Source organism: Pseudomonas sp. AF03-9 (assembly GCF_020515815.1).
Classification (GTDB): Bacteria; Pseudomonadota; Gammaproteobacteria; order Pseudomonadales; family Pseudomonadaceae; genus Aquipseudomonas.
Map to the genome: position 1 here is coordinate 1 of NZ_JAHPJF010000003.1, position 23,670 is coordinate 23,670.

The following is a 23,670-nucleotide window of genomic DNA, read 5'->3' on the forward strand; positions in this document are numbered from 1 at the left end:
GGGGGCCGTGCCCACTTTAGGCCTGCATGGAGAAAAGATTAGCTAGACAACAATCGGTTCGATAATCGAACACTGAGTCGATTATCGGATTGTTTGGCGCATTCCCCCGACTTAACCTTCAAAGCACTTCGGCGCCACCTCCGCGCCTTTTTTGATCCACACCGGGAGCCCAACCCCATGGCTGAAATGCTCACCCTGACCGACGCGGTAAAGCGCTTCGTGAACGACGGCGATACCGTTGCACTCGAAGGTTTTACCCACCTGATCCCTACGGCAGCGGGTCATGAAATCATTCGTCAGGGCAAGAAAGACCTGACGCTGGTGCGTATGACCCCTGACTTGGTCTACGACCAATTGATCGGTGCCGGTTGCGCCCGCAAGCTGATTTTCTCCTGGGGCGGCAACCCGGGCGTGGGTTCCCTGCACCGCCTGCGCGACGCGGTCGAGAAGCAATGGCCGCAACCGCTGGAGATCGAAGAACACAGCCACGCCGACCTGGCCAATGCCTACGTCGCCGGTGCTTCCGGCCTGCCGTTCGCGGTGCTGCGTGCCTACGCCGGTTCCGACCTGCCCAAGGTCAACCCGCTGATCAAGAGCGTGACGTGCCCGTTCACCGGCGAAGTGCTGGCGGCGGTGCCGTCGGTGCGCCCGGACGTGACCGTGATCCACGCGCAAAAGGCCGACCGCAAGGGCAACGTGCTGCTCTGGGGCATTCTCGGTGTGCAGAAGGAGGCGGCCCTGGCGGCCCAGCGCTGCATCGTCACCGTGGAAGAAATCGTCGATGACCTGAATGCACCGATGAACAGCTGCGTATTGCCGACCTGGGCCCTGACGGCCGTGTGCCATGTACCCGGTGGCGCGCATCCGTCCTACGCCCACGGCTACAACGAGCGCGACAACCGTTTCTACCAGGCGTGGGACCCCATCGCCCGTGACCGCGAGACCTTTACCGCCTGGATCGATGAATACATCCACGGCACTGCCGACTTCAGTGAATTCCAGGCCAAGCTGACCACACAGCAGGAGGCCCAGTAATGGCTTACTCGACCAATGAAATGATGACCGTCGCTGCCGCGCGCCGTCTCCAGAACGGCTCCGTGTGTTTCGTCGGCATCGGCTTGCCGTCCAAGGCTGCCAACCTGGCGCGCCTGACCTCCTCGCCGGACGTGGTGCTGATCTACGAGTCCGGCCCGATTGGCGCCAAGCCGAGCGTGTTGCCGCTGTCCATCGGTGATGGCGAGCTGGCGGAAACCGCCGACACCGTCGTGCCCACGGGTGAGATCTTTCGCTACTGGCTGCAAGGCGGGCGCATCGACGTCGGCTTTCTCGGCGCAGCGCAGGTTGACCGCTTCGGCAACATCAACACCACCGTGGTCGGTGACTACCACCAGCCCAAAGTGCGCCTGCCGGGTGCCGGTGGCGCACCGGAAATTGCCGGCTCGGCCAAGAGCGTGCTGATCATCCTCAAACAATCGGCGCGTTCGTTTGTCGACAAGCTGGACTTCATCACCTCGGTCGGCCACGGCGAGGGCGGCGATTCGCGCAAGCGTCTGGGCCTGCCGGGCGCCGGTCCTGTCGGGATTATTACCGACCTGTGCATCATGGAACCGGAAGCGGGCACCCATGAGTTTGTGGTCACCGCGCTGCACCCCGGCGTGACCCGCGAGCAAGTAGTGGCTGCCACTGGTTGGGCAATTCGGTTTGCCGACCAGGTCAGCACCACCGCCGCACCGACCGACCTGGAACTGAGCGCCCTGCGTGACCTCGAAGCGCGCACGGCGGCCGCCCACGGCCAAGCGCCTGGAGAAGCCTGATGCGTGACGTATTTATCTGTGACGCGATCCGCACGCCCATCGGCCGGTTCGGCGGTGGCCTGGCCACGGTACGCGCCGATGACCTGGCGGCGTTGCCGATCAAGGCGCTGATCGAGCGCAACCCGTCGGTGGATTGGAATGCCGTCGACGAAGTATTTCTCGGCTGCGCCAACCAGGCCGGTGAAGACAACCGCAACGTCGCGCGCATGGCGCTGTTGCTCGCGGGCCTGCCGGAGAGTATTCCCGGCGTGACCCTCAACCGATTGTGCGCCTCGGGCATGGACGCCATCGGCACCGCGTTCCGTGCGATCGCCAGTGGCGAAATGGAGCTGGCGATTGCCGGCGGCGTCGAGTCGATGTCCCGGGCGCCGTTCGTGATGGGCAAGGCCGACGCGGCGTTCTCACGCACGATGAAACTGGAAGACACCACCATCGGCTGGCGTTTTATCAACCCGCTGATGAAGGCCCAGTACGGCGTGGATGCGATGCCGCAGACCGCCGACAACGTTGCCGATGACTACCAGGTTTCCCGCGTCGACCAGGACGCCTTCGCCCTGCGCAGCCAGCAACGCACCGCCGCCGCACAAGCCGCCGGGTTCTTCGCCGAAGAAATCGTGCCGGTACGGGTCGCCCATAAAAAAGGCGAGACGCTGGTAGAACACGATGAGCATCCACGGGACACCACCCTGGAAGCCCTGGCCAAGCTCAAACCCGTGAACGGCCCGGACAAAACCGTCACCGCCGGCAATGCTTCCGGTGTGAATGACGGTGCCGCCGCCTTGATCCTGGCCAGCGCCGAGGCCGTGCAAAAACACGGCCTGACTGCCCGCGCCCGCGTCCTGGGCATGGCCAGCGCCGGTGTCGCGCCGCGTGTAATGGGGATCGGCCCGGTGCCAGCGGTACGCAAGTTAGTGGCGCGCCTCGGTTTGGCGGTCACCGACTTTGATGTCATCGAACTCAACGAAGCTTTCGCCAGCCAAGGCTTGGCGGTACTGCGTGAACTGGGCATTGCCGACGATGCGCCGCAGGTCAACCCGAATGGCGGCGCCATCGCCCTCGGCCATCCCCTGGGCATGAGCGGCGCGCGCCTGGTACTGACGGCTTTGCATCAATTGGAAAAAACCGGCGGCCGCAAAGGCCTGGCGACCATGTGCGTGGGCGTCGGCCAAGGCTTGGCCCTGGCGATTGAACGCATCTAATAAAAGAGGACTGCACCATGAGTGACAAGCCTGGATACCGGCGCCCGCAAGCGGGCACTCAACCTGATTACCTGCACCCGGCCTACCAGTCGACGAACGTCCGTTCGCCGTCCCAGCCGTTGGTGTTTCTGCCCCATTCCTTGTCGGAAATCACCGGCCCGACCATCGGCGCCGAGCGGATCAACGCGAAGGACAACGACCTGACCGCCCAACATGACGGCGAGCCCCAGGGCGAACGCATCATCATTCACGGCCGCGTGCTCGACGAAAACGGCCTGCCTGTGCCGGGCATTCTGGTGGAAATCTGGCAGGCCAACGCCGCCGGGCGCTACAACCATAAGCGCGACCTGCATGACGCGCCGCTGGACCCGAATTTCACCGGCACCGGCCGTACCGTCACCGATGCCGATGGCTGGTATCAGTTCCAGACCATCAAGCCCGGCGCCTACCCGTGGGGCAACCACCACAACGCGTGGCGCCCGGCGCATATCCACTTTTCGCTGTTCGGTCCCAGCGTGCTGACGCGCCTGGTCACGCAGATGTACTTCCCCGGCGACCCGCTGCTGGAATACGACCCGATCTACAACTGCGTGCCGGACACCCGCGCCAAGGAACGCTTGATCGCCCGTTTCGACCTGGAAAAAACCATTCCTTCCTATGCCCTCGGCTACCGCTGGGACATCGTCCTGCGCGGCCGCGACGCCACGCCGATGGAGAAATGAGATGACACTCAACGCGACCACGTCCCACACCGTCGGGCCGTATTACCACATCGGCCTGACCTGGCTGAACCGCGAAGACCTGACCACCGCCGCCACCCTCGGCGAACGCGTGGCAATCAGCGGGCAAGTGCTGGACGGCAACGGTGAAGTCGTCAACGACGCTATGTTGGAAGTCTGGCAGGCCAACGCCGCCGGCAAGTACGACCACCCGGAAGACGAGCAGGACAAGGCCGTCGACCCGAACTTCGAAGGCTTCGGCCGCGTACCCGTGGATGGGGAAGGGCGGTTTCGCTTTACCACCATCAAACCGGGCGCAGTGCCGGGGCTCAAGGGCACGACCCAGGCGCCGCACCTGGTGGTGCTGGTGTTTGCGCGGGGCCTGGTGAAGCACTTGCTTACGCGGATCTACTTTGAGGGCGAGCCAATGAATGGGGATGACCCGTTGTTGGCGTGTGTACCTGCTGAGCGGCGTGAGACTTTGATTGCCAAGCAGGATGCGGAGGGTGTGCATCAGTGGAATGTGATTTTGCAGGGGACCGACAAGGAGACGGTGTTCTTCGATTATTGAAGTGGTCTTGAGGGCCTCATCGCAGGCAAGCCAGCTCCCACATCTTGATGTGTGAACACCGTCAAAGGTGGGAGCTGGCTTGCCTGCGATAGGGCCGGTTCGGCCACCCCACCTCTAAAGGTCTTGTTGTGGAACGAGCTTGTTGCAAAGTATGTCTAGGCTATAACCGTTCCCACTGAGTGAAAAATCATGACAACAACCACCAGTCACTACACCGGAGAAGAACGCAGCAAACGGATTTTTGCGATTGTCGGTGCTTCCTCCGGCAACCTCGTCGAATGGTTCGACTTCTACGTCTACGCCTTCTGCGCCATCTACTTTGCCCCGGCCTTCTTCCCTTCGGACAACCCCACGGTGCAACTGGTCAACACCGCTGGCGTGTTTGCTGCCGGCTTCCTGATGCGCCCCATCGGCGGCTGGCTGTTCGGTCGCGTGGCCGACAAACACGGGCGCAAGAACTCGATGATGATCTCGGTGCTGATGATGTGCGCCGGCTCCCTGGTCATCGCGTTTTTGCCCACCTACAACGACATCGGCGTGTGGGCGCCGATCCTTCTGTTGATCGCGCGGCTGTTCCAGGGTTTGTCCGTGGGCGGCGAGTACGGCACCACCGCGACCTACATGAGTGAAGTCGCGCTCAAGGGCCAGCGCGGGTTCTTTGCCTCCTTCCAATACGTGACCCTGATCGGCGGTCAACTGCTGGCGGTGCTGGTGGTGGTGATCCTGCAACAGATCCTCACTGAGGAAGAGTTGCGTGCCTGGGGCTGGCGGATTCCGTTTGTGATCGGCGCCGTTGCGGCGGTGATCTCGTTGCTGCTGCGCCGCACCTTGAAAGAAACCACCAGCAAGGAAATGCGCGAAGACAAGGACGCCGGCAGCATTGCCGCCTTGTTTCGCGACCATAAGGCGGCGTTTATCACGGTGCTGGGCTACACCGCTGGCGGCTCGCTGATTTTCTATACCTTCACCACCTACATGCAGAAGTACCTGGTGAACACGGTCGGCATGCACGCCAAGACGTCGAGCTACATCATGACCGGCGCGCTGTTCCTGTATATGTGCATGCAGCCGGTGTTTGGCATGCTGGCAGACAGGATCGGCCGCCGTAACTCGATGCTCTGGTTTGCCGGCCTTGGCACCTTGTTCACCGTGCCGATCCTGCTCACCCTGAAAACCGTCAGCAGCCCGTTCCTGGCCTTTGTGCTGATCACCCTGGCGCTGGCGATCGTCAGCTTCTACACCTCCATCAGCGGTCTGGTCAAAGCGGAAATGTTCCCGCCCCAGGTGCGTGCGTTGGGCGTAGGCCTGGCGTATGCGGTGGCCAATGCGATCTTTGGCGGCTCGGCGGAATTCGTCGCGCTGAGCCTCAAATCCATCGGCATGGAAAACAGCTTTTATTGGTACGTCACGGCGATGATGGCAATCGCTTTCCTGTTCAGCTTGCGCTTGCCGAAACAGGCGGCGTATCTGCACCACGATCTGTAAGGGACGGGTTATGACATTGCGCACGAGCAATCAACTGTTCGACGCTTACTTCACGGCGAGCAGCATGGCCGAGGTGTTCTGCGACAGAGGACGCTTGCAGGGCATGCTGGATTTCGAGGCTGCGTTGGCCCGGGCCGAGGCGAAGGTCGGGTTGATCCCGCAGGCCGCCGTTGCGCCGATTGCCCAGGCGTGCCTGGCCTCGCTGTACGACGTCGATGCCCTCGGCGTGGCGATTGCCACGGCGGGCAACTCGGCGATTCCGCTGGTGAAGGCCCTGGGTAAGTTGATCGCCAGTGAAGACGCCGGTGCCGAGCGTTATGTACACCTGGGCGCCACCAGCCAGGATGTGATGGACAGCGGCCTGGTGCTGCAACTGCGCCAGGCGCTGACGCTGATCGAAACGGACCTGGCGCGCCTGGGCGATATTCTGGCCGCCCAGGCCCAGCGCTATGCCGACGTGCCACTGGCCGGGCGCACCTGGTTGCAGCATGCGACGCCGGTCACGCTGGGGATGAAAATCGCCGGTTGGCTGGGGGCGGTGACCCGTAGCCGGCAACGCCTGGCCGAATTGAAACCGCGTTTGCTGGTGCTGCAGTTTGGTGGCGCCTCCGGCACGTTGGCGGCGCTTGGCGAGCAGGCACTGCCGGTGGCACAAGCCCTGGCCGATGAGTTGCAACTGAGCCTGCCCGAACAACCCTGGCACACCCAGCGCGATCGCCTGGTGGAGTTTGCCAGCGTGCTGGGCCTGATCGCCGGCAGCCTGGGCAAACTGGGGCGCGACTTCAGCCTGTTGATGCAGACCGAAGCGGCCGAGGTGTTCGAGCCCTCCGCGCCGGGCAAAGGTGGCTCGTCCACCATGCCGCACAAACGCAACCCGGTGGGCGCTGCCGTGCTGATCAGCGCCGCCACCCGTGTGCCCGGGCTGGTGGCGACGATGTTCAGCGCCATGCCTCAGGAACACGAGCGCAGCCTGGGCCTGTGGCATGCCGAATGGGAAACCCTGCCGGAGATCTGCCGGCTGGTGTCCGGCGCGCTGCAACAGGCGTTGCTGGTGAGTGAAGGTTTGGAGGTCGATCCTGAGCGCATGACGCAAAACCTCGATCTGACCCAAGGCCTGGTGTTGGCCGAAGCCGTGAGCATCGTGCTCGCCCAGCGCCTGGGCCGTGAGACCGCACACCATCTGCTGGAGCACTGCTGCAAACGCGCGGTCGCCGAAGGGCGGCACTTGCGTGCGGTGCTAGCGGACGAACCCCAGGTCACCGCCGAACTGTCAGCGGCCGAACTCGACCGCCTGCTCGACCCTGCCCATTACCTGGGGCTGGCCCACACGTGGGTCAGCCGCGCCGTAACCGAACATTTCTCTTGAGGAGACCACCGTGGCCTTTGTACAACTCGCCGATGGCGAACTGCATTACCAACTGGACGGCCCCGTGGGCGCGCCGGTCTTGGTGTTGTCCAACTCCCTGGGGACTGACCTGCACATGTGGGACATCCAGATCCCGGCGTTCACCGAGCATTTTCGTGTGCTGCGCTTTGATACCCGTGGCCATGGCAAATCCCTGGTCACGCCAGGGCCCTATAGCATCGAGCAACTGGGCCGCGACGTGATCGCGCTGTTGGATGCGCTGGATATCCAACGCGCGCATTTCTGTGGCTTGTCCATGGGCGGCTTGATTGGCCAGTGGCTGGGCATCCATGCGGGGGAGCGCCTGCATCGCCTGGTGCTGTGCAACACCGCTGCCAAGATCGGCACGCCGCAGATCTGGAACCCGCGTATCGAGATGGTCCTGCGCGACGGCACGGCGGCAATGGTCGCCCTGCGTGATGCGTCGATTGCGCGCTGGTTCACTGCCGACTTTGCGGCGGCCAACCCGCACCAGGCCAAGCAGATCACCGACATGCTGGCCGCCACATCCCCCGAAGGTTATGCCGCCAACTGCGCCGCCGTGCGCGATGCGGATTTTCGCGAGCAACTGGCGTTGATCAAGGCCCCGACCCTGGTGATTGCCGGTACCGACGACGCTGTTACGCCACCAGAGGGCAGCCGCTTTATCCAGAACCATGTGCAGGGTGCCGAATACGCCGAGTTCTATGCGGCGCACCTGTCCAATGTGCAGGCCGGCGCAGCGTTCAGCGACCGGGTTGTCGAATTTTTGCTGGCCCACTGAGGAGTCTTTTGTGGACGAGAAACAACGTTACGCCGACGGCCTGCAAGTGCGCCGCGAAGTGCTGGGCGACGCCCATGTCGATCGCAGCCTCAATGCCTTGACCGAGTTCAACAGCGAGTTCCAGGACATGATCACCCGCCACGCCTGGGGTGACATCTGGACCCGTCCGGGCCTGCCTCGGCACACCCGCAGCCTGATCACCATTGCGATGCTGATCGGCATGAACCGCAATGACGAGTTGAAGCTGCACCTGCGTGCAGCTGCCAGCAATGGCGTGAGCCGTGCCGAGATCAAGGAAGTGCTGATGCAGAGCGCGATCTACTGCGGGATACCGGCGGCGAATGCGACGTTCCACTTGGCGGAGTCGGTGTGGGATGAACTGGGCGTGGAATCCCGTCAACCCTCCTGAACCTGAAACACAGTAAAAAGTGTGGGAGCGGGCTTGCTCGCGAATGCGGTGGATCAGCCAATACATCTGGTACTGACAGACCGCATTCGCGAGCAAGCCCGCTCCCACATTGATTTTTGTGTGTCAGTGGGAATCCGCGTCCCACACCCAATTCCACACGCCCGGCAGGTGCACCGGTTCGCTCACATCCTTCACCGTGCGGGCCAGCGCGGCGCGTTCGAGCTGGGCCGTATCGGTGTAGAAGGGCTCAGCGGCAGTCCTCACGCCGTTGATCCGTGCGCTGTCCAGCAAGATCTGCAAGTACTCCTGCATATGCCGCGCGGTATAGCGGTTGATGTCATGAAACGTCACCACCACTGGAATCACCCCGTCCACCGTCGGCAATTCACCCAGGGCGATGCGCTCGCGCACCACCGACAGTTGGCGATACAAATTCGCGCGGCGCCGCGGGCTGCCGTTGAAACCCCAGATCTTGCCGTCGTTGGCGCTCAAGTCGGTGAGCAGCACGTGCATGCCATGACGCTGATAGGCGGCGAAGGTGCGGCGGTCGTAGTTCCAGAACGGTGGACGTACCAGCAGGGGCGGGCGGCCTGTGATCGAAGCGATGTCGGCCGCGCCTTGGGTTAGGGTGCTTTCCAGTTCGGTATCGTTCAGCCAGCGATGGTTGGTGTGGAACGTTGTGGCCGTGTGGAAGGCCAGGACATGCCCGCCGGCGTACTCGCGCTCCATGGTCTTGCGCCCGCGGGAGCTGCCGCCGGAGCGTGAGGATTCGGTCTGCAGGAAGAACACCGCCTTGATCCCCGGTAACACCGGGTTGTGCGCCAGGTCGTTGATCACCGTACGGCTCGGGTTGTTGTAGCCCGAGGCGCTGGGGCCGTCATCGAAGGTCAGCAGGAAGCGGATCGGCGCCATGCTCTGCAGGCGTTGCTCGGTCTGCGGCGTGAGGGCAATGGGTGCGCCGATGCAGCCGCTGAGGCTCAGGGCCAGGGCTAGCAGGGCGCACGCTAAAGCAAAGGATTTCATGGTGTGCACGGGCTCGAATAAAAAGCCGCTGCTGATTCAGCTCAGCAGCGGCAGGCGCGCACCATACAGCAAGGTCGATGACGGTTTACAGCAGACTGATCGGGTAACTGACGATCAACCGGTTTTCATCGAACTCGTTGTTGCTGTAGTCGCGGCGCATGCTGGAGTTGCGCAGGCGCACATTGAGGTTTTTGGCCACACCGCTTTGCACGGTATAGCCCACTTCGGTTTCGCGGCCCCACTCCTTGCCGTCAGTGATGGTGCCGGTGTGCACGTTGCTGCCACTGATGTAGCGGTTCATCAGGGTCAGGCCCGGCACGCCGAGGGCGGCGAAGTTGTAGTCGTGGCGCACTTGCCAGGATTTTTCCTGGGCGTTGTCGTAGCTGGAGTTGTAGCTGTCGTTGGCCAGGGTGCCGCCGCTGGTGCCGTTGACGCGCATCCAGGCGTTGTTGCCGGTGAGTTTCTGCAGGCCGACGTAGAAGGTGTTGCCGCCGTATTTGGCCGAGAACAGGCCGGACCAGGTCTTGTTGTCGAGGCTGCCGGCGCGGGCGCTGCCGTCGTCCTTGCCGTAGAAGAAGCCAAGGTTGGCGCCCAGGGTCCAGTCGCCCAGGGGTTGGCTGTGGATCAGGTTGACGTATTGCTGGCGGTAGATGTCCTTGAGCTGGGCGTTCCAGAGGCCGACCTGGGTGCGCTTGTCGTTGAACGCATATTCACCGCCCTGGAAGTTGAAACGGTCGGACGTGAAGGCGGTTTTACCGACCATCGACATGTCGTTCATGCTGCTGTCGTCACGCGGGCTGTTGGCGCGGAACTGGCCGCCATACAGGGTCAGGCCGTCGATTTCCTTGGAGGTGATCTGCCCGCCGCGCAAGGTTTGCGGCAGGGAGCGGCCATCGTCTGCGCGCAGGATCGGCAGTACCGGCATCCATTCGCCGACCTTCAGCTCGGTCTTCGAGATCCGCGCCTTGAACGCCACGCCCAGGCGCCCGAACTCGTCCGCCGGGCGGCCATCGTGGTCCAGTGGCAACAACTGGGTGCCGCCGGTGCCGCGCCCACCATCGAGCTTCAACGAATACATGCCCAGCACATCCACCCCGAAACCCACCGTGCCCTGGGTGAAGCCGGACTTGGCGTCGAGGATGAAACTCTGCGTCCACTCCTGCGCGCCGCCCTGGGTCTTGGTCGGGTTGGTGTAATTGCGGTTGAAGAAGAAATTGCGCAGGTTGAGGTTGGCGCTGGCGTCTTCCAGGAAGCCGTGCTCTTCGGCGACGACGGGCAAGGCAAGGCTGGTGACGGCGGCAGCCAGCAACAGCTGGCGAGGGTGGAACGTGCTCATGGCGTTGAACCTATTGTTATTGGAGGTGTGCAGGTGCGGGCCATGGTGCGGGGCGGTGTGCAGGCGGTTCAATCGGGGGGAGGCGGGTTGTGGGCGGTGATCGCACGCAAGTTGCCGGGCAGTGGCGCCCGGCGTTTATGCGCCTAGAGCACGTGCATCAGGCTGGTCCAGGGGATCTCGGGCAAATAGCGCTGGCACAGCAGCGTAGCGGGCACCATCACCGCCAGGAATGCCACCTGCAACGGACTCCAGTGGGCCCAGTGCAGGCCGCTGATCCACGGGTAAAGCTGCTCGAAGTTCTCGCTGGGTTGGCCGATGCGCCTGCGGTGAAGCAGGTGGATCAGGATCATTCCCAGGTAGCCCAGCATGCCCATCACCCCCAGCAGCAGGCCAAACATCCACAACATGCCCAATTGCGGGATGCCGTGGCGCAATACCAGCCACTGCTGATGCGGGTTGAACCGTTCGGGCAGCAGGCGCTCTGTCAGCCACAGGTCGGGGATGATCAAGCGAGAGGTCAGGGCGGCCCATAGCTGTGTGGAACGGATAGCGATGAACGCTGGAATGAGCGTCAGCAGCACCACCATCACCGCTTCGGTGATCATCTCCGATTTGGTCTCGGGCGCGACGGCCAGTGCCGCGGCCAGGGCCAAACCGCCCCACACCCTTATCCAGCTGCGATGGGACACCGGGCGTGGCAGGAATTTACGCCAGAAAAACACGTCGGCCTGGGGCAGGCGTTCCAACAACTGCGGGTAACGCCAGTTGAGGGTTTGGGCCAGCTGTTGGCAGGCGTGCCAGTCGTTGTCGCTGAACTGCGCCGTCATCCAGTTTTGCTGGGTCTTGGACATCGGCGTCAGCAGCAGGCGCGCCGCCATGGCATCGGCGGATTTCCAGGTGCGGTCCTCGGCCTTGGCCTGCAAGTGTTCGAAAAAGCTCTCCTGTTCACAGCGCGTGACCAGTTCGCGCCACATCCAGGCCGGTTCCGGGAACACGCCGGCCTGGTCGTCCCAGCCGAACGCCTGGCACACGCGCTCGAACAGCGGCACGCTCCAGGTGGTGTCATGCAGCAGGTGCAGGACGATGCGTTGCCACTGTTGTTGCAGGTCGAACACCCGCAGCCAGGGTTGGCTGGTCACTTGCGTGAGTTGGGTGATGAACTCGCGTTCGGCCTTCTGCTCCAGCAGCTCCTGCAAGGTGCGCCGGTAATCCTGCAACAACTCGCCGCTCAGCGCGTCGTGCTGCCACGGGGTCATGGCCACCTGTTGCCAGGGTGTCAGCCATTCAAGATGCTGCACCGCCCAACGGGTAATCGCGGCGCGCTCGCCTGGGCTTTCGAAGCAGTGGCGCAACAGGCCGGCCTGGAACGCCTCGGTGCAGCCCTGTTGTTGGGCCTGGGCCCAGCGTTCGTCCAGGTTGTGCAGGGTGAGGCCGTTGATCAGCGCCTGGGCCGGGTCGGGTCGGGGCGTTGCAAGCGGGGCAGGAGGGCGGGCGTTGACGTCCATCAGTTCGGCGAGGTCGTTGACGTTGCCGTAGGCCGATTCGGCCACGGCGGCCGGTACGGTCTCGGCCTCTTCTTCCCAGTCTGCCCGCCAGCGTGCGTAGGCCAGGGCTTCTTCGTAGGCTTCGCGCAGGCGCTGGAAGCCTTCGGCGTCATCGTCCGGGCGGCAGTTTTTGAGCAGCCGCGCATAGGTGCGTTTGATGCTGCGTTCGTCGCTCTCTTGCGGCAGTTGCAGTACGGTCCAACAATCCATGTGGTTGTTCCCTTAGCGCCAGAACCCGTTGTCGAGCTGCTCAAGTTGACGGGTCAGTTCGCTGCGGGCCTCGCGGATGCGGCGTTCGTCCTGGGTGTCGAGCACCTGCTGGAACTGCGCGGCCCAATGGCCGAGTTGTTCGCGCAGCTCGCCGAGGTTTTCCTGGTAAAGGCGTTCGAGGCGGGCGCTGAGTACGGTGTTGACCTGCTGGTCGCGCGGGTGGACCTTGAGCAGCGCCAAGGCTTGCAGGCGTTGCTGGATCTCGTCCGGGCTCAACACGCCAGGGTTGTTCTCGATCACCAGCGAGTGCTGCTCGCCGGTCAGCGGGATCTTCACCTGGGCTTCGAGCAGGCCGTTGTTGTCGTAGGTGAAGCGCACGTCCAGGGACACTTCACCGGCTTTGCGCTTGGGCACGGCAATGTCCAGTTGGCCCAGTTCGATGTTGTCTTTGACCAGCCGGCTTTCGCCCTGGTAGATCTTCAGCAGCACCTGGCTCTGGTTGTCGTGCAGGGTCACGACGGTCTTGACCCGGCTCACCGGCACGCTGCTGTTGCGTTCGATCAGCGGCAGGTAGTGGCCGCTTTCGATATGGCCACCGTATTGGTGCGAGGTTTCGATGCCGAGGGTGTAGGGGCAGACGTCGGTCAGCACCACTTCTTCCAGCGCCGCCGAACGTGCCTTGAGTGCCGCCTGGATCGCGGCGCCGTGGGCGACCACCTGGTCCGGGTCGAGGCTGATGGAGGGGAAGCGCCCGAACAAACCGGCGGCGAGTTTACGCACCAGCGGCATGCGCGTGGTGCCGCCCACCAGCAGGATTTCATCGAGGTCGCCCACGCGGATCCGCGCATCGCGCAGGGCCCGTTCGATTGGCGCCCGCAGGCGTTCGAGCAGCGGCGTGTAGAGCTTGGCGAGCTCCTGCTGGGTGATGGTTTTGACCCATTGGCGGCCGTCGACGCGCAGGGCGAACTCGGCGCTGTCGTCCTGGCCCAGGGCTTTGCGCACGCGCTCGGCTTCGCGGCGCAGGGCGTGCAACACGCTGCTGGTGGGCGGGAAGTCGGCGGCGTTGCGCTGGCTGTCGACGAAGTGTTCGAGCAGCAGGGTGTCGAAGTCTTCGCCGCCGAGGAAGTTGTCGCCGGCGCTGGCGCGCACTTCCATGACCCCGTCGAACAGCTCGATGATCGACACATCGAAGGTGCCGCCGCCGAGGTCGAAGACCAGGAACGAGGTTTCCTTGTCGCGCTGGTGCAGGCCGTAGGCGAGGGCCGCGGCAGTCGGTTCGTTGATCAGTTTGTCGACGTTGAGCCCGGCCAGTTCACCGGCGATACGCGTGGCTTTGCGCTGGCCGTCGCTGAAATACGCGGGCACGCTGATCACGGCGTCGGTGACGGTGTGGCCGTAGGTGCGTTCGATGTCTTCCTTGAGGCTTTTGAGCACCAGTGCCGAGAGTTCTTCGGGACGGAACGAACGGTCGCCCAGGCGCACTTCGGTGGCGCTGCCCATGTAGCGCTTGAACAGCGAGGTCGTCAGGTGCGGGTGGGTGTGCAGGCGTTCCTTGGCGGCCTGGCCTACCAGGATGCGGCCTTGGTCATCCAGGCCGACCACGCTTGGGGTCAGCAACTCGCCAAGGGCGTTGGGCACCATTTCGGCGGCATCACCGCGCCAGACAGCGGCGAGACTGTTGGTGGTCCCCAGGTCGATTCCTACGATCATTACGACAAGCTCCCTCTGTGGTCTGTAAGAATCTGTGACCAATTTTATCCTGAAAGGTTAAGCGAAATGCAAGGCGGCGGGTTTAGGGGGGGCTGATGGGGTTTGACCAAGCGCCGCTAGACCAATGTGGGCGCTGGCTTGCCTGCGATGCAGGCACCTCGGTGTGTCAGTTGCACCGCGGCGATGCTATCGCAGGCAAGCCAGCTCCCACAAAAGCGAGGCTCCACAAGCCAGCGCCTACATGCGCCACATTCAGGGCATAAAAAAACCGCTTCCGGTGAGGGAAGCGGTTTGTTCACAGCGGTGCGATCAGAACAGCTTCAGCGCCGGTGCTTCTTCTTTCAACGCCTCGTTTTTCGCAGTCTGCGCATTCCAGCCACCGCCGAGGGCCTTGTACAGGTTGACCTCGCTGGTGAGCTGCGCCAGGCGGTCGGTGATCAGCGATTGCTGGGCACTGAACAGTTGGCGCTGGGCGTCGAGGAAGGTCAGGTTGCTGTCGACACCAATGCGGTAGCGACGCTCGGCCAGGCGGTAGTAGTCCTGGTTGGCGGCGACGAAACCACGCTGGGCCTCCAGTTGCCGCTTGTAGGTCTCACGTGCGGCGAGGCCGTCGGAGACCTCCTGGAAGCCGGTCTGGATCGCCTTCTCGTAGGTCGCCACGTTGATCTCTTTCTGGATCTTCGCGTAGTCCAGGCTTGCGCGCAGGCTGCCAGCGTTGAAGATCGGGATGTTGATCTGCGGGGCGAACGACCAGGTGCCCGAGCCGCCCTTGAACAGGCCGCCCAAGTCCGGGCTCAGGGTGCCGGCGTTGGCCGTCAGGCTGATGCTCGGGAAGAACGCCGCACGGGCCGCGCCGATGTTGGCGTTGGCAGCCTTGAGGTTGTACTCGGCTTGCAGGATGTCGGGACGCCGTTGCAGCAGGTCCGACGGCAAGCCAGCCGGTACGTCGCTGAGCAGGTCATCCGACAGCGGCTTGCTGACCAGATTCGCCGGCAGGCCCGTGCCCAGCAGCAGGGTCAGGCTGTTTTCGTCCTGGGCCACCTGGCGGGTGTAACGCGCCAGGGCAACCCGGGCGTTTTCCACCGAGGTGCGCGCCTGGCTGAGGTCGAGGGCCGAGGCCACACCGACTTCGTTGCTGCGCGAGGTCAGCTTGAAGCTCTGCTCGTAGGCACCGAGGGTGTCCTGGGTCAGCTTGAGCAGCTCTTTATCAGCCTGCCAGGTCACGTAGGCCGTGGCCACGTTGGCGACCAGGCTGATCTGCGTGCTGCGGCGGGCTTCTTCGGTGGCGAAGTACTTCTGCAGGGCTTCCTCGCTCAGGCTGCGCACACGGCCGAACAGGTCCAGCTCGTAGGCGCTGATCCCGAGGGTGGCCGAGTACGAGCTGTTGATGCTCGACTCGCCGGTTTGCGAGGCACGTGCCGGTACGCGCTGGCGGCTGCCGCTGCCCGTGGCCGAGACGGCCGGGAACAGGTCGGCACGCTGGATGCGGTACTGCGCGGCGTAGGCGTCGATGTTCAGGGCCGCGACACGCAGGTCGCGGTTGTTCTCCAGGGCAACCTGGATCAGCTGTTGCAGGGCAGGGTCATGGAAAAACTGCTTCCAGCCCTGTTCGGCAGCGGCCTGGCTCGGCGCCTGGGCCGACGAATACGCCGGCACCTGCGGGAACTGTGCGGCTACCGGCGCTTCGGGGCGCTGATAGTCAGGTATCAGCGAGCAGCCACTGAGCACGAATGCCGTGACAGCTAAGGAAAGGAGCGACTTGCTCATTGGCCAGCCTCTTTATGGATGTCAGTAGGTTCAGTCTTTTTACGCTCGCCCGCGGCGGACACGGTTGCGAAGAACAGCGGTACCCAGAAGATCGCCAGAACAGTCGCGGTGATCATGCCGCCGATCACGCCTGTACCAATCGCGTGCTGGCTGCCCGAGCCGGCGCCCGAGGAGATCGCCAGCGGCAATACGCCAAGGATGAACGCCATGGAGGTCATGATGATCGGCCGCAGACGCATGCGAGACGCCTCGATGGCAGCCTCGACAATGCCTTTGCCCTGCTCGTGCAACTCTTTGGCGAACTCGACGATCAGGATGGCGTTTTTCGCCGCCAGGCCCACCGTCACCAACAAGCCCACCTGGAAGAACACGTCGTTGGACAAGCCGCGCATGCTCGTGGCGATCAACGCACCGACTACACCCAGCGGTACGACCAGCACCACCGCAATCGGGATCGACCAGCTTTCGTACAGTGCCGCGAGGCAGAGGAAGACCACCAGCAGCGACAGTGCGTACAGCGCCGGCGCCTGGGAGCCGGACAGACGCTCTTCGTACGACAGACCGGTCCACGCGTAGCCGACACCCGCCGGCAATTGCTTGGCGATGCGCTCGACTTCAGCCATGGCATCGCCGGTGCTGTAGCCCGGTGCCGGGGTCCCGAGGATTTCCATCGCCGCTACACCGTTGTAGCGCGAGAGTTTCGGCGAACCGTAGATCCACTTGCCCGAGGAAATGGCCGACATCGGCACCATCTTCCCGGAGTCACTGCGCACGAACCATTTGTCCAGGTCTTCAGGCGACATCCGGCCAGCGGCCTCGCCCTGCACGTACACCTTCTTCACCCGACCACGGTCGATGAAGTCGTTGACGTAGCTGCCACCCAGGGCAATCGCCAGGGTCTGGTTGATGCTCGACAGCGTGATGCCCTGGGCACTGGCCTTCTCGTCGTCAACGGTCAGCTCGTACTGCGGCTCATCGTTCACGCCGTTGGGACGCACGCCAGCAAGGATCTTGCTCTGCGCTGCCATGCCAAGGAACTGGTTGCGCGCTTCCATCAGCTTTTCGTGGCCAACGCCGCCCTGGTCTTGCAGGAACACGTCGAAACCGGTGGCGTTACCCAATTCGAGTACCGAAGGCGGCACGATGGCGAACACCATGGCGTCCTTGAAGGCGCCGAAGAAGTAGCCCTGGGCACGTTTGGCCACTTCGAATACCGACGTCGAAGCATCACGCTCATCCCACGGCTTGAGCATCACGAACGCGAGGCCCGAGCTCTGGCCACGGCCGGCGAAGTTGAAGCCGTTTACGGTAAATACCGATTTGACGGCTTTGCCTTCGCCTGGCTCGCCTTCCTTGTCGTGCAGCAGGAAGGCGCGCATGTCGTCGATGACTTTCTGCGTGCGTTCAGCCGACGAGCCGACCGGGGTCTGCACCTGGGCGAAAATCACGCCCTGGTCTTCTTCCGGGAGGAATGCGCTTGGAATGCGGGTGAACAACCAGACCATGCCGAGGACGATGACCAGGTACACGAAAAACGCCGGGAATTTGTGCTTGATCATGTTGCCCACGCCGCGCTCGTAGCTCAGTACGCCACGGTCGAAGGTGCGGTTGAACCAGCCGAAGAAACCACGCTTGGGTTGGCCGTGCTTTTCCGGGTCGATCGGCTTGAGCATGGTGGCGCACAAGGCCGGGGTGAAGATCAGGGCAACCAGTACCGACAACGCCATCGCCGAAACGATAGTGATGGAGAACTGTTTGTAGATCACACCTGTGGAGCCGCCGAAGAACGCCATCGGCAGCAGTACCGCCGAGAGTACCAGGGCAATACCCACCAGGGCGCCCTGGATCTGGCCCATGGACTTGACCGTCGCTTCTTTAGGCGACAAGTGTTCCTCGGCCATCACCCGCTCGACGTTCTCCACCACGACGATGGCGTCGTCCACCAGCAAGCCGATGGCCAGGATCATGCCGAACATGGTCAGGGTGTTGATGGTGAAGCCGAACGCCGCGAGGATGCCGAACGTACCCAGCAATACCACCGGTACGGTCATGGTGGTGATGATGGTGGCGCGGAAGTTCTGCAGGAACAGGAACATCACCAGGAACACCAGCACGATCGCTTCGACCAGGGTGTGAACGACACCGGAGATCGATTCGGTCACAACCGGGGTGGTGTCATACGGCACCACCGCCTTCATGCCTGGCGGGAAGAACGGTTCCAGGGACGCAACCGTGGCGCGGATGGCCTTGGCGGTGTCCAGGGCGTTGGCACCCGAGGCGAGCTTGATCGCCATACCGGACGCCGGCTTGCCGTTGAACTGTGCACTGATGCTGTAGTTCTGGCCGCCCAGTTCGATACGCGCAACGTCGCGCAGGCGAACCTGCGAGCCATCGGCATTGACCTTCATCAGGATCTTGCCGAACTCTTCGGCGGTTTGCAGGCGGGTCTTGCCGATGATGGTTGCGTTCAGCTGGGTGCCGGGCAGGGCAGGCAGGCCGCCCAGTTGGCCGGTGGCCACCTGTACGTTCTGCGCGGCGATGGCGCTGCTGACGTCTACCGGGGTCAGCTGGTAGTTGTTCAGCTTGGCCGGGTCGAGCCAGATACGCATGGCGTACTGCGAACCGAAGACCTGGAAGTCACCGACACCCGCCGTCCGGGAAATCGGGTCCTGGATGTTGGACACGATGTAGTTGGACAGGTCGTCCTTGGTCATGCTGCCGTCTTCCGACACCAGACCGATCACCATCAGGAAGTTCTTCACCGACTTGGTCACGCGGATACCCTGCTGCTGCACTTCTTGCGGCAGCAGTGGGGTCGCCAGGTTCAGCTTGTTCTGCACCTGAACCTGGGCGATGTCCGGGTTGGTACCCTGGTTGAACGTCGCGGTGATGGTCATGCTGCCGTCGGAGTTACTGTCCGAGGCGACATAACGCAGGTTGTCGATACCGTTGAGCTGTTGCTCGATGACCTGCACCACGGTGTCCTGCACGGTTTGTGCGGACGCGCCTGGGTAGGTCACCTGGATGTCGATGGCGGTTGGCGCGATGGCCGGGTATTGGTTGATGGGCAACTTCAGGATCGACAGTGCCCCGACCAGCATGATCACCAGGGCAATTACCCAGGCGAAAATGGGACGGTCGATAAAAAATTTCGACATGGGTTACTCCCCCTGGCCAGCAGCGGCGGCAGGAGCGGGAGCTGAACCGGCAGGCTTGGCGTTGTCGGCGTCCTTGACCTTGACTTCGATGCCCGGCTTGATGAATTGCAAGCCTTCGGTGATCACGCGGTCACCGGCGTCGAGGCCTTTTTCCACCAGCCAGTAGGCGCCGGACGTGCGGTTGGCAACCAGGGTGCGTTGCTCGACCTTGTTGTCCTTGTTCACCACCAATGCCGTCGGGATGCCCTTGATGTCGCGGGTCACGCCTTGCTGTGGCGCCAGGATGGCCTTGCTGTTCACACCGGCTTGCAACTGGGCATGAACGAACATGCCGGGCAGCAGGGTGTGGTCAGGGTTGGGGAACACGGCGCGCAGGGTTACCGAACCGGTGGTCTGGTCAACCGACACTTCGGAGAATTCCAGCTTGCCGTCCTGGCCGTACGCGCTACCGTCTTCCAGGGTCAGCTTGACCTTGGCGGCATTGGCACCGGCTTTTTCCAGTTGGCCGCTTTCCAGGTCGCGGCGCAGTTTCAGCATTTCAGCCGAGGACTGGGTGACGTCGACGTAGATCGGGTCCAGTTGCTGGATCACCGCCATGGCATCGGTCTGGCCATTGCTGACCAGCGCGCCTTCGGTCACCGAAGAACGGCCGATACGCCCGGAGATCGGAGCGAACACTTTGGTGTAACGCACGTTGATCTGGGCGGTTTGCACGTTGGCTTCCGCGGTCATGCGGTTGGCGACGGCGGTGTCGTATTCCTGGCGGCTGACGGCCTGCTCATCGACCAACTGCTTGTAGCGATCGGAGATGGACTTGGTCTGGGTCAGGCTGGCCTGCGCGCTTTTCAGGGTGGCGTCATACACCGACGGGTCGATCTGGTAGAGCTGTTGCCCTTCCTTCACGTCGCCGCCTTCCTTGAACAGGCGCTTGAGAATGATGCCGTTGACCTGTGGGCGAACTTCCGCAATGCGGTAGGCGGTGGTGCGGCCTGGCAGCTCGGACGTCAGGGTATAGGCTTGCGGTTGAATGGTGACCACGCCGACCTGAGGGGTTTGGGCGGGCGGAGCCGCTTCTTCCTTTTTACATCCGCTGAGCAGCGATGCCAGGGCGACGGCAGTGACCAGAGCGGTAACAGCTGGCTTAAGTTGCATGAAGATCCTCGGGTCAGGCGCGCAGGATGCGCACAAGAAATGTGGAAGGGTGAAAAACAAGCTGTGAGTAGATAAGTAGCTTGCTACGCAATATACTTACGTTCACGGTTGTTTGTAAACTCTTGACAGGCTTCGCGTAATGTTGACAAAGCAGTGCCCAAAGCCTCGATTTCATTACGTTCGGCACCCACGATGGTGCCGTCCCACAAATATTCAGATGATCGTCAACGGCTATTAATTCTGCGTTAACGATAGTCTCAAGTGTCCTGATTGAGGTTTTACTGCCATGGTTCGTCGCACCAAAGAGGAAGCTCAGGAAACGCGCAGCCAGATTCTCCAAGCCGCCGAGCAGGCCTTTTATGAGCGCGGTGTGGCACGCACCACTCTGGCGGATATCGCTGCGCTGGCCGGCGTGACGCGGGGTGCCATCTATTGGCATTTCAGTAACAAATCCGATTTGCTCCAGGCGTTGCTCGACACCCTGCACGAACCCCTGGACGAACTGGCCCGGGCCAGTGAAAGCGAGGATGAACTCGACCCGCTGGGCTGCATGCGCAAGCTGTTGATTCACTTGTACCATCAGGTGGCCCTTGACCCGAAAACCCGGCGCATCAATGAGATCTTGTTCCATAAGTGCGAATTCACCGATGAAATGTGCGACATGCGCCGTCAACGCCAGACTCACAGCCTGGAGTGCAATCTGCGTATCGGCTTGACCCTGCGCAATGCAGTGCATCGTGGTCAACTGCCGGAAAACCTCGACACCACCCGTGGTGCAGTGTGCATTCATGCCTATATCAACGGGTTGATCGGCCAATGGTTGCTGGTCCCCGACAGCTTCCAACTGCATCAGGACGCTGAGCGCTGGGTTGATATAGGGCTCGACATGCTGCGCTTGAGCCCCAACCTGCGCAATTGAGACAAAATGCGTAATTGCATCCGGTTGTGTCAACAGTAAAGCCTAAGGATGGTCAATCGTCCTTGTGCCGTATTTGTGGGGTGACTTTATATACGCGCTGGCCGGGGGTTGATAGGTAGCCGGCTAAGTATTTTGTAGGGATTTTGTTGCAGGGGTGTGAAGGAATGTTTCCTGGCCCCCATGAAAAAGCCCCGGTTCCTGCGAGCCGGGGCTTTTTCGTTTCAGCTTGTTACATCACAGCGCGAGGGTCGGGTAGTCGATGTAGCCGACCGGGCCTTTGCCATAGAAGGTTTGCGGATTCGCTTCGTTCAGCGGCGCATCAGCCTTCAAGCGCGCCGGCAGGTCCGGGTTGGCAATGAACGGCACACCAAAGGCCACCGCATCCGCCTTGCCCGAGGCCAGCCAGGCGTTGGCGCTGTCCTTGGTGAAGCGTTCGTTGGCGATATAGGTGCCGCCGAACGCTTTTTTCAGTTGTGGGCCGAGGCTGTCCGCGCCTTCTTTTTCACGGGAACAGATGAACGCAATGCCACGCTTGCCCAGTTCGCTGGCGACGTAGGTGAAGGTCTCTGCCAGATTGTCGTCACCCATGTCGTGGGAATCGGCACGTGGTGCCAAATGCACACCCGCACGTCCTGCGCCCCAGACCTCAATGGCGGCGTCGGTCACTTCCAGCAGCAGGCGTGCACGGTTTTCCAGGGAGCCGCCGTAGTTGTCGGTGCGCTGGTTGGTGCTGCTTTGCAGGAACTGGTCGAGCAGGTAGCCGTTGGCACCATGGATTTCCACGCCGTCGAAGCCGGCGGCCTTGGCGTTCTCGGCGCCGGTACGGTAGGCGTCGACGATGTCGGCGATTTCCGCGGTTTCCAGGGCACGTGGGGTCGGGTAGTCGGCCAGTGGGCGCACCAGGCTGACATGGCCTTTAGGCTGGATTGCGCTCGGGGCCACCGGGGTTTCGCCGTTCAGGTACGACGGGTGGGAGATGCGCCCCACATGCCACAGTTGCAGGAAGATCTTGCCGCCCGCGGCGTGCACGGCCTTGGTGACGTTGGCCCAGCCACGTACCTGGTCGTTGGACCAGATGCCCGGGGTGTCCGGGTAACCCACGCCCAGCGGCGTCACGGAGGTGGCTTCGCTGAGGATCAGCCCGGCGGAAGCACGTTGCACGTAGTACTCGGCCATCAGCGCGTTGGGCACGCGACCTTCATCGGCACGGCAGCGGGTCAGCGGCGCCATGATGATGCGGTTGGACAGTTCCAGGTCGCCCAGTTTGATCGGATCGAAAATAGTCGTCATGGGAAAACACCTTCTCTTTGAAGTTGATCAGTTGGTCACAGGGGCCAGGTCGGCATCGCCGTTCTGACGGAAAGTAATCAGGGTCACCAGCAGCGCCAGGATCGCCAGGGCACCGGCGGCCAATGGCACGCTGGTGAGGCCGAAACCGTGGGCGATCACGCTGCCGCCGACCCAGGCGCCAAGGGCGTTGCCGATGTTGAAGGCACCGATGTTCAAGGTGGACACCAGGTTCGGCGCGGCTTTGCCGAAGGTCACGACGTTGATCTGCAACGCAGGCACGGCGGCGAACGCGGCGGTGGCCCACAGGAACAAGGTGATTTCCGTCGGGATCACGGCGATGCTGGTCCAGCTCAGCGCGGTGGACACCACCGCCATGCTGATGAACACGCCGATCAGGGTCGCGGCCAGGCGCTTGTCCGCCAGCTTGCCGCCGACGATGTTGCCCAGGGTCAGGCCCAGGCCGATCAACAGCAGGGTCCAGGTCACGCCTTGGGGCGAGATGCCGGTGACGTCGCCCAACAGCGGCGCGATGTAGGTGAAGAGGGTGAACATCGACGCGGAGAACAGCGCAGTCATGGTCAGCGACAACCAGATACCAGCACCTTTAAGGGCCGCCAGTTCGGCACGCATGTCGAGTTTTTCTTCGTCACGCTTGGCCGGCAGGAAGCGGATCAGGCCGATCAGCGCGACCACACCAATCACGGTCACCGCCCAGAACGTCGAACGCCAGCCGGCGGCCTGGCCCAACGCCGTACCCAACGGTACGCCCAGCACGTTGGCCAGGGTCAAGCCGCTGAACATCAATGCCACGGCCGATGCGCGCTTGTTGGACGGCACCAGGTTGGCGGCGACCACCGAACCGATCCCGAAGAACGCGCCGTGGCACAGCGCGGTGACCACACGGGCAAACATCAGCACGTTGTAGTCGCTTGCCAGGGCGCAGAGCAGGTTGCCGACAATAAAGATGCCCATCAACGCTACCAGGGCGGCCTTGCGCGGCAGCTTGGCGGTGGCCAGTGCCATGAACGGCGCGCCAATGGCCACGCCCAGGGCGTAGCCGGTGACCAGCCAACCGGCGCCGGGGATCGACACACCGAGGTCCGCCGCCACATCGGGCAACAGGCCCATGATGACGAACTCGGTGGTGCCGATGGCGAAGGCGCTCAGGGCCAGTATGAGTAGCGAGAGGGGCATTG

At 62.7% G+C, this 23,670-nt stretch carries 19 protein-coding genes; 10 read left to right on the forward strand and 9 right to left on the reverse strand.

Annotation, left to right across the window (positions count from 1 at the left end):
- Positions 1–177: 177 nt before the first annotated feature.
- The 9 genes from LIY36_RS06950 (at position 178) to pcaC (ending at position 8,365) form a co-directional block, all read left to right on the forward strand.
- Positions 178–1,035 (forward strand): CoA transferase subunit A, encoded by an 858-nt coding sequence (locus LIY36_RS06950; RefSeq protein ID WP_226455225.1) that lies wholly within the window; start codon positions 178–180, stop codon positions 1,033–1,035.
- Positions 1,035–1,814, forward strand: coding sequence for a CoA-transferase subunit beta (locus LIY36_RS06955; protein WP_192299284.1), 780 nt, complete (start codon positions 1,035–1,037; stop codon positions 1,812–1,814). The genes LIY36_RS06950 and LIY36_RS06955 overlap by 1 nt, the downstream gene beginning before the upstream one ends.
- Positions 1,811–3,013 carry a 3-oxoadipyl-CoA thiolase gene (gene pcaF / locus LIY36_RS06960; RefSeq protein WP_226455439.1) on the forward strand — a complete coding sequence of 401 codons (1,203 nt, stop codon included), beginning with the start codon at positions 1,811–1,813 and terminating at the stop codon, positions 3,011–3,013. The genes LIY36_RS06955 and pcaF overlap by 4 nt, the downstream gene beginning before the upstream one ends.
- 17 nt (positions 3,014–3,030) lie before the next feature.
- Positions 3,031–3,735 carry a protocatechuate 3,4-dioxygenase subunit beta gene (pcaH, locus tag LIY36_RS06965; protein ID WP_192299283.1) on the forward strand — a complete coding sequence of 235 codons (705 nt, stop codon included), beginning with the start codon at positions 3,031–3,033 and terminating at the stop codon, positions 3,733–3,735.
- Position 3,736: 1 nt separating this feature from the next.
- Positions 3,737–4,303 (forward strand): protocatechuate 3,4-dioxygenase subunit alpha, encoded by a 567-nt coding sequence (pcaG, locus tag LIY36_RS06970; protein ID WP_192299282.1) that lies wholly within the window; start codon positions 3,737–3,739, stop codon positions 4,301–4,303.
- Between the two features lie 189 nt (positions 4,304–4,492).
- Complete coding sequence (locus LIY36_RS06975) at positions 4,493–5,788, forward strand: MFS family transporter (protein ID WP_226455226.1); 1,296 nt, start codon at positions 4,493–4,495, stop codon at positions 5,786–5,788.
- 10 nt (positions 5,789–5,798) lie between these two features.
- Positions 5,799–7,154, forward strand: coding sequence for a 3-carboxy-cis,cis-muconate cycloisomerase (locus LIY36_RS06980; protein ID WP_226455227.1), 1,356 nt, complete (start codon positions 5,799–5,801; stop codon positions 7,152–7,154).
- A 10-nt stretch (positions 7,155–7,164) separates the two neighbouring features.
- Entirely contained in the window at positions 7,165–7,956 is a 792-nt protein-coding gene (gene pcaD, locus LIY36_RS06985; RefSeq protein WP_226455228.1) for a 3-oxoadipate enol-lactonase, read from the forward strand.
- Positions 7,957–7,966: 10 nt separating this feature from the next.
- A complete protein-coding gene (pcaC, locus tag LIY36_RS06990; RefSeq protein WP_226455229.1) occupies positions 7,967–8,365 on the forward strand; it encodes a 4-carboxymuconolactone decarboxylase in 399 nt (132 codons plus the stop codon).
- A gap of 123 nt (positions 8,366–8,488) precedes the next feature.
- Here the strand turns inward: pcaC and LIY36_RS06995 are convergent, their stop codons facing one another.
- From LIY36_RS06995 to LIY36_RS07025, 7 genes are all read right to left on the reverse strand, one after another.
- Complete coding sequence (locus LIY36_RS06995; RefSeq protein ID WP_226455230.1) at positions 8,489–9,388, reverse strand: polysaccharide deacetylase family protein; 900 nt, start codon at positions 9,386–9,388, stop codon at positions 8,489–8,491.
- A gap of 85 nt (positions 9,389–9,473) precedes the next feature.
- Positions 9,474–10,724 (reverse strand): OprD family porin, encoded by a 1,251-nt coding sequence (locus LIY36_RS07000; RefSeq protein WP_226455231.1) that lies wholly within the window; start codon positions 10,722–10,724, stop codon positions 9,474–9,476.
- Between the two features lie 143 nt (positions 10,725–10,867).
- Positions 10,868–12,478 (reverse strand): J domain-containing protein, encoded by a 1,611-nt coding sequence (locus LIY36_RS07005; RefSeq protein ID WP_226455232.1) that lies wholly within the window; start codon positions 12,476–12,478, stop codon positions 10,868–10,870.
- A 12-nt stretch (positions 12,479–12,490) separates the two neighbouring features.
- On the reverse strand, positions 12,491–14,188 hold the full coding sequence (locus LIY36_RS07010) for a molecular chaperone HscC (protein ID WP_192299273.1): 1,698 nt from the start codon (positions 14,186–14,188) through the stop codon (positions 12,491–12,493).
- A 309-nt stretch (positions 14,189–14,497) separates the two neighbouring features.
- Entirely contained in the window at positions 14,498–15,955 is a 1,458-nt protein-coding gene (adeC, locus tag LIY36_RS07015; protein WP_226455233.1) for an AdeC/AdeK/OprM family multidrug efflux complex outer membrane factor, read from the reverse strand.
- Positions 15,952–19,113, reverse strand: a complete 3,162-nt coding sequence (locus LIY36_RS07020; RefSeq protein WP_192299271.1) for an efflux RND transporter permease subunit — start codon at positions 19,111–19,113, stop codon at positions 15,952–15,954. The genes adeC and LIY36_RS07020 overlap by 4 nt, the downstream gene beginning before the upstream one ends.
- Before the next feature lie 3 nt (positions 19,114–19,116).
- On the reverse strand, positions 19,117–20,265 hold the full coding sequence (locus tag LIY36_RS07025) for an efflux RND transporter periplasmic adaptor subunit (protein ID WP_192299270.1): 1,149 nt from the start codon (positions 20,263–20,265) through the stop codon (positions 19,117–19,119).
- 286 nt (positions 20,266–20,551) lie between these two features.
- Here LIY36_RS07025 and LIY36_RS07030 point away from each other — a divergent pair, with 286 nt between their 5' ends.
- The gene (locus LIY36_RS07030) at positions 20,552–21,184 is read left to right on the forward strand and encodes a TetR family transcriptional regulator (protein ID WP_192299269.1); all 633 of its coding nucleotides are present in this window, start codon (positions 20,552–20,554) and stop codon (positions 21,182–21,184) included.
- 234 nt (positions 21,185–21,418) lie between these two features.
- Here the strand turns inward: LIY36_RS07030 and LIY36_RS07035 are convergent, their stop codons facing one another.
- A complete protein-coding gene (locus LIY36_RS07035) occupies positions 21,419–22,474 on the reverse strand; it encodes an alkene reductase (RefSeq protein WP_226455234.1) in 1,056 nt (351 codons plus the stop codon).
- Positions 22,475–22,501: 27 nt separating this feature from the next.
- Complete coding sequence (locus tag LIY36_RS07040; RefSeq protein ID WP_226455235.1) at positions 22,502–23,668, reverse strand: MFS transporter; 1,167 nt, start codon at positions 23,666–23,668, stop codon at positions 22,502–22,504.
- Positions 23,669–23,670: the final 2 nt, after the last annotated feature.

Bases quoted from the DNA above. Each gene is read 5' to 3' on its own strand.
- LIY36_RS06950 (WP_226455225.1), top strand. From the start codon at position 178: ATGGCTGAAATGCTCACCCTGACCGACGCGGTAAAGCGCTTCGTGAAC.
- LIY36_RS06955 (WP_192299284.1), top strand. From the start codon at position 1,035: ATGGCTTACTCGACCAATGAAATGATGACCGTCGCTGCCGCGCGCCGT.
- pcaH (WP_192299283.1), top strand. From the start codon at position 3,031: ATGAGTGACAAGCCTGGATACCGGCGCCCGCAAGCGGGCACTCAACCT.
- pcaG (WP_192299282.1), top strand. From the start codon at position 3,737: ATGACACTCAACGCGACCACGTCCCACACCGTCGGGCCGTATTACCAC.
- LIY36_RS06975 (WP_226455226.1), top strand. From the start codon at position 4,493: ATGACAACAACCACCAGTCACTACACCGGAGAAGAACGCAGCAAACGG.
- LIY36_RS06980 (WP_226455227.1), top strand. From the start codon at position 5,799: ATGACATTGCGCACGAGCAATCAACTGTTCGACGCTTACTTCACGGCG.
- LIY36_RS06995 (WP_226455230.1), bottom strand. From the start codon at position 9,388: ATGAAATCCTTTGCTTTAGCGTGCGCCCTGCTAGCCCTGGCCCTGAGC.
- LIY36_RS07000 (WP_226455231.1), bottom strand. From the start codon at position 10,724: ATGAGCACGTTCCACCCTCGCCAGCTGTTGCTGGCTGCCGCCGTCACC.
- LIY36_RS07005 (WP_226455232.1), bottom strand. From the start codon at position 12,478: ATGGATTGTTGGACCGTACTGCAACTGCCGCAAGAGAGCGACGAACGC.
- LIY36_RS07010 (WP_192299273.1), bottom strand. From the start codon at position 14,188: ATGATCGTAGGAATCGACCTGGGGACCACCAACAGTCTCGCCGCTGTC.
- adeC (WP_226455233.1), bottom strand. From the start codon at position 15,955: ATGAGCAAGTCGCTCCTTTCCTTAGCTGTCACGGCATTCGTGCTCAGT.
- LIY36_RS07020 (WP_192299271.1), bottom strand. From the start codon at position 19,113: ATGTCGAAATTTTTTATCGACCGTCCCATTTTCGCCTGGGTAATTGCC.
- LIY36_RS07025 (WP_192299270.1), bottom strand. From the start codon at position 20,265: ATGCAACTTAAGCCAGCTGTTACCGCTCTGGTCACTGCCGTCGCCCTG.
- LIY36_RS07030 (WP_192299269.1), top strand. From the start codon at position 20,552: ATGGTTCGTCGCACCAAAGAGGAAGCTCAGGAAACGCGCAGCCAGATT.
- LIY36_RS07035 (WP_226455234.1), bottom strand. From the start codon at position 22,474: ATGACGACTATTTTCGATCCGATCAAACTGGGCGACCTGGAACTGTCC.
- LIY36_RS07040 (WP_226455235.1), bottom strand. From the start codon at position 23,668: ATGCCCCTCTCGCTACTCATACTGGCCCTGAGCGCCTTCGCCATCGGC.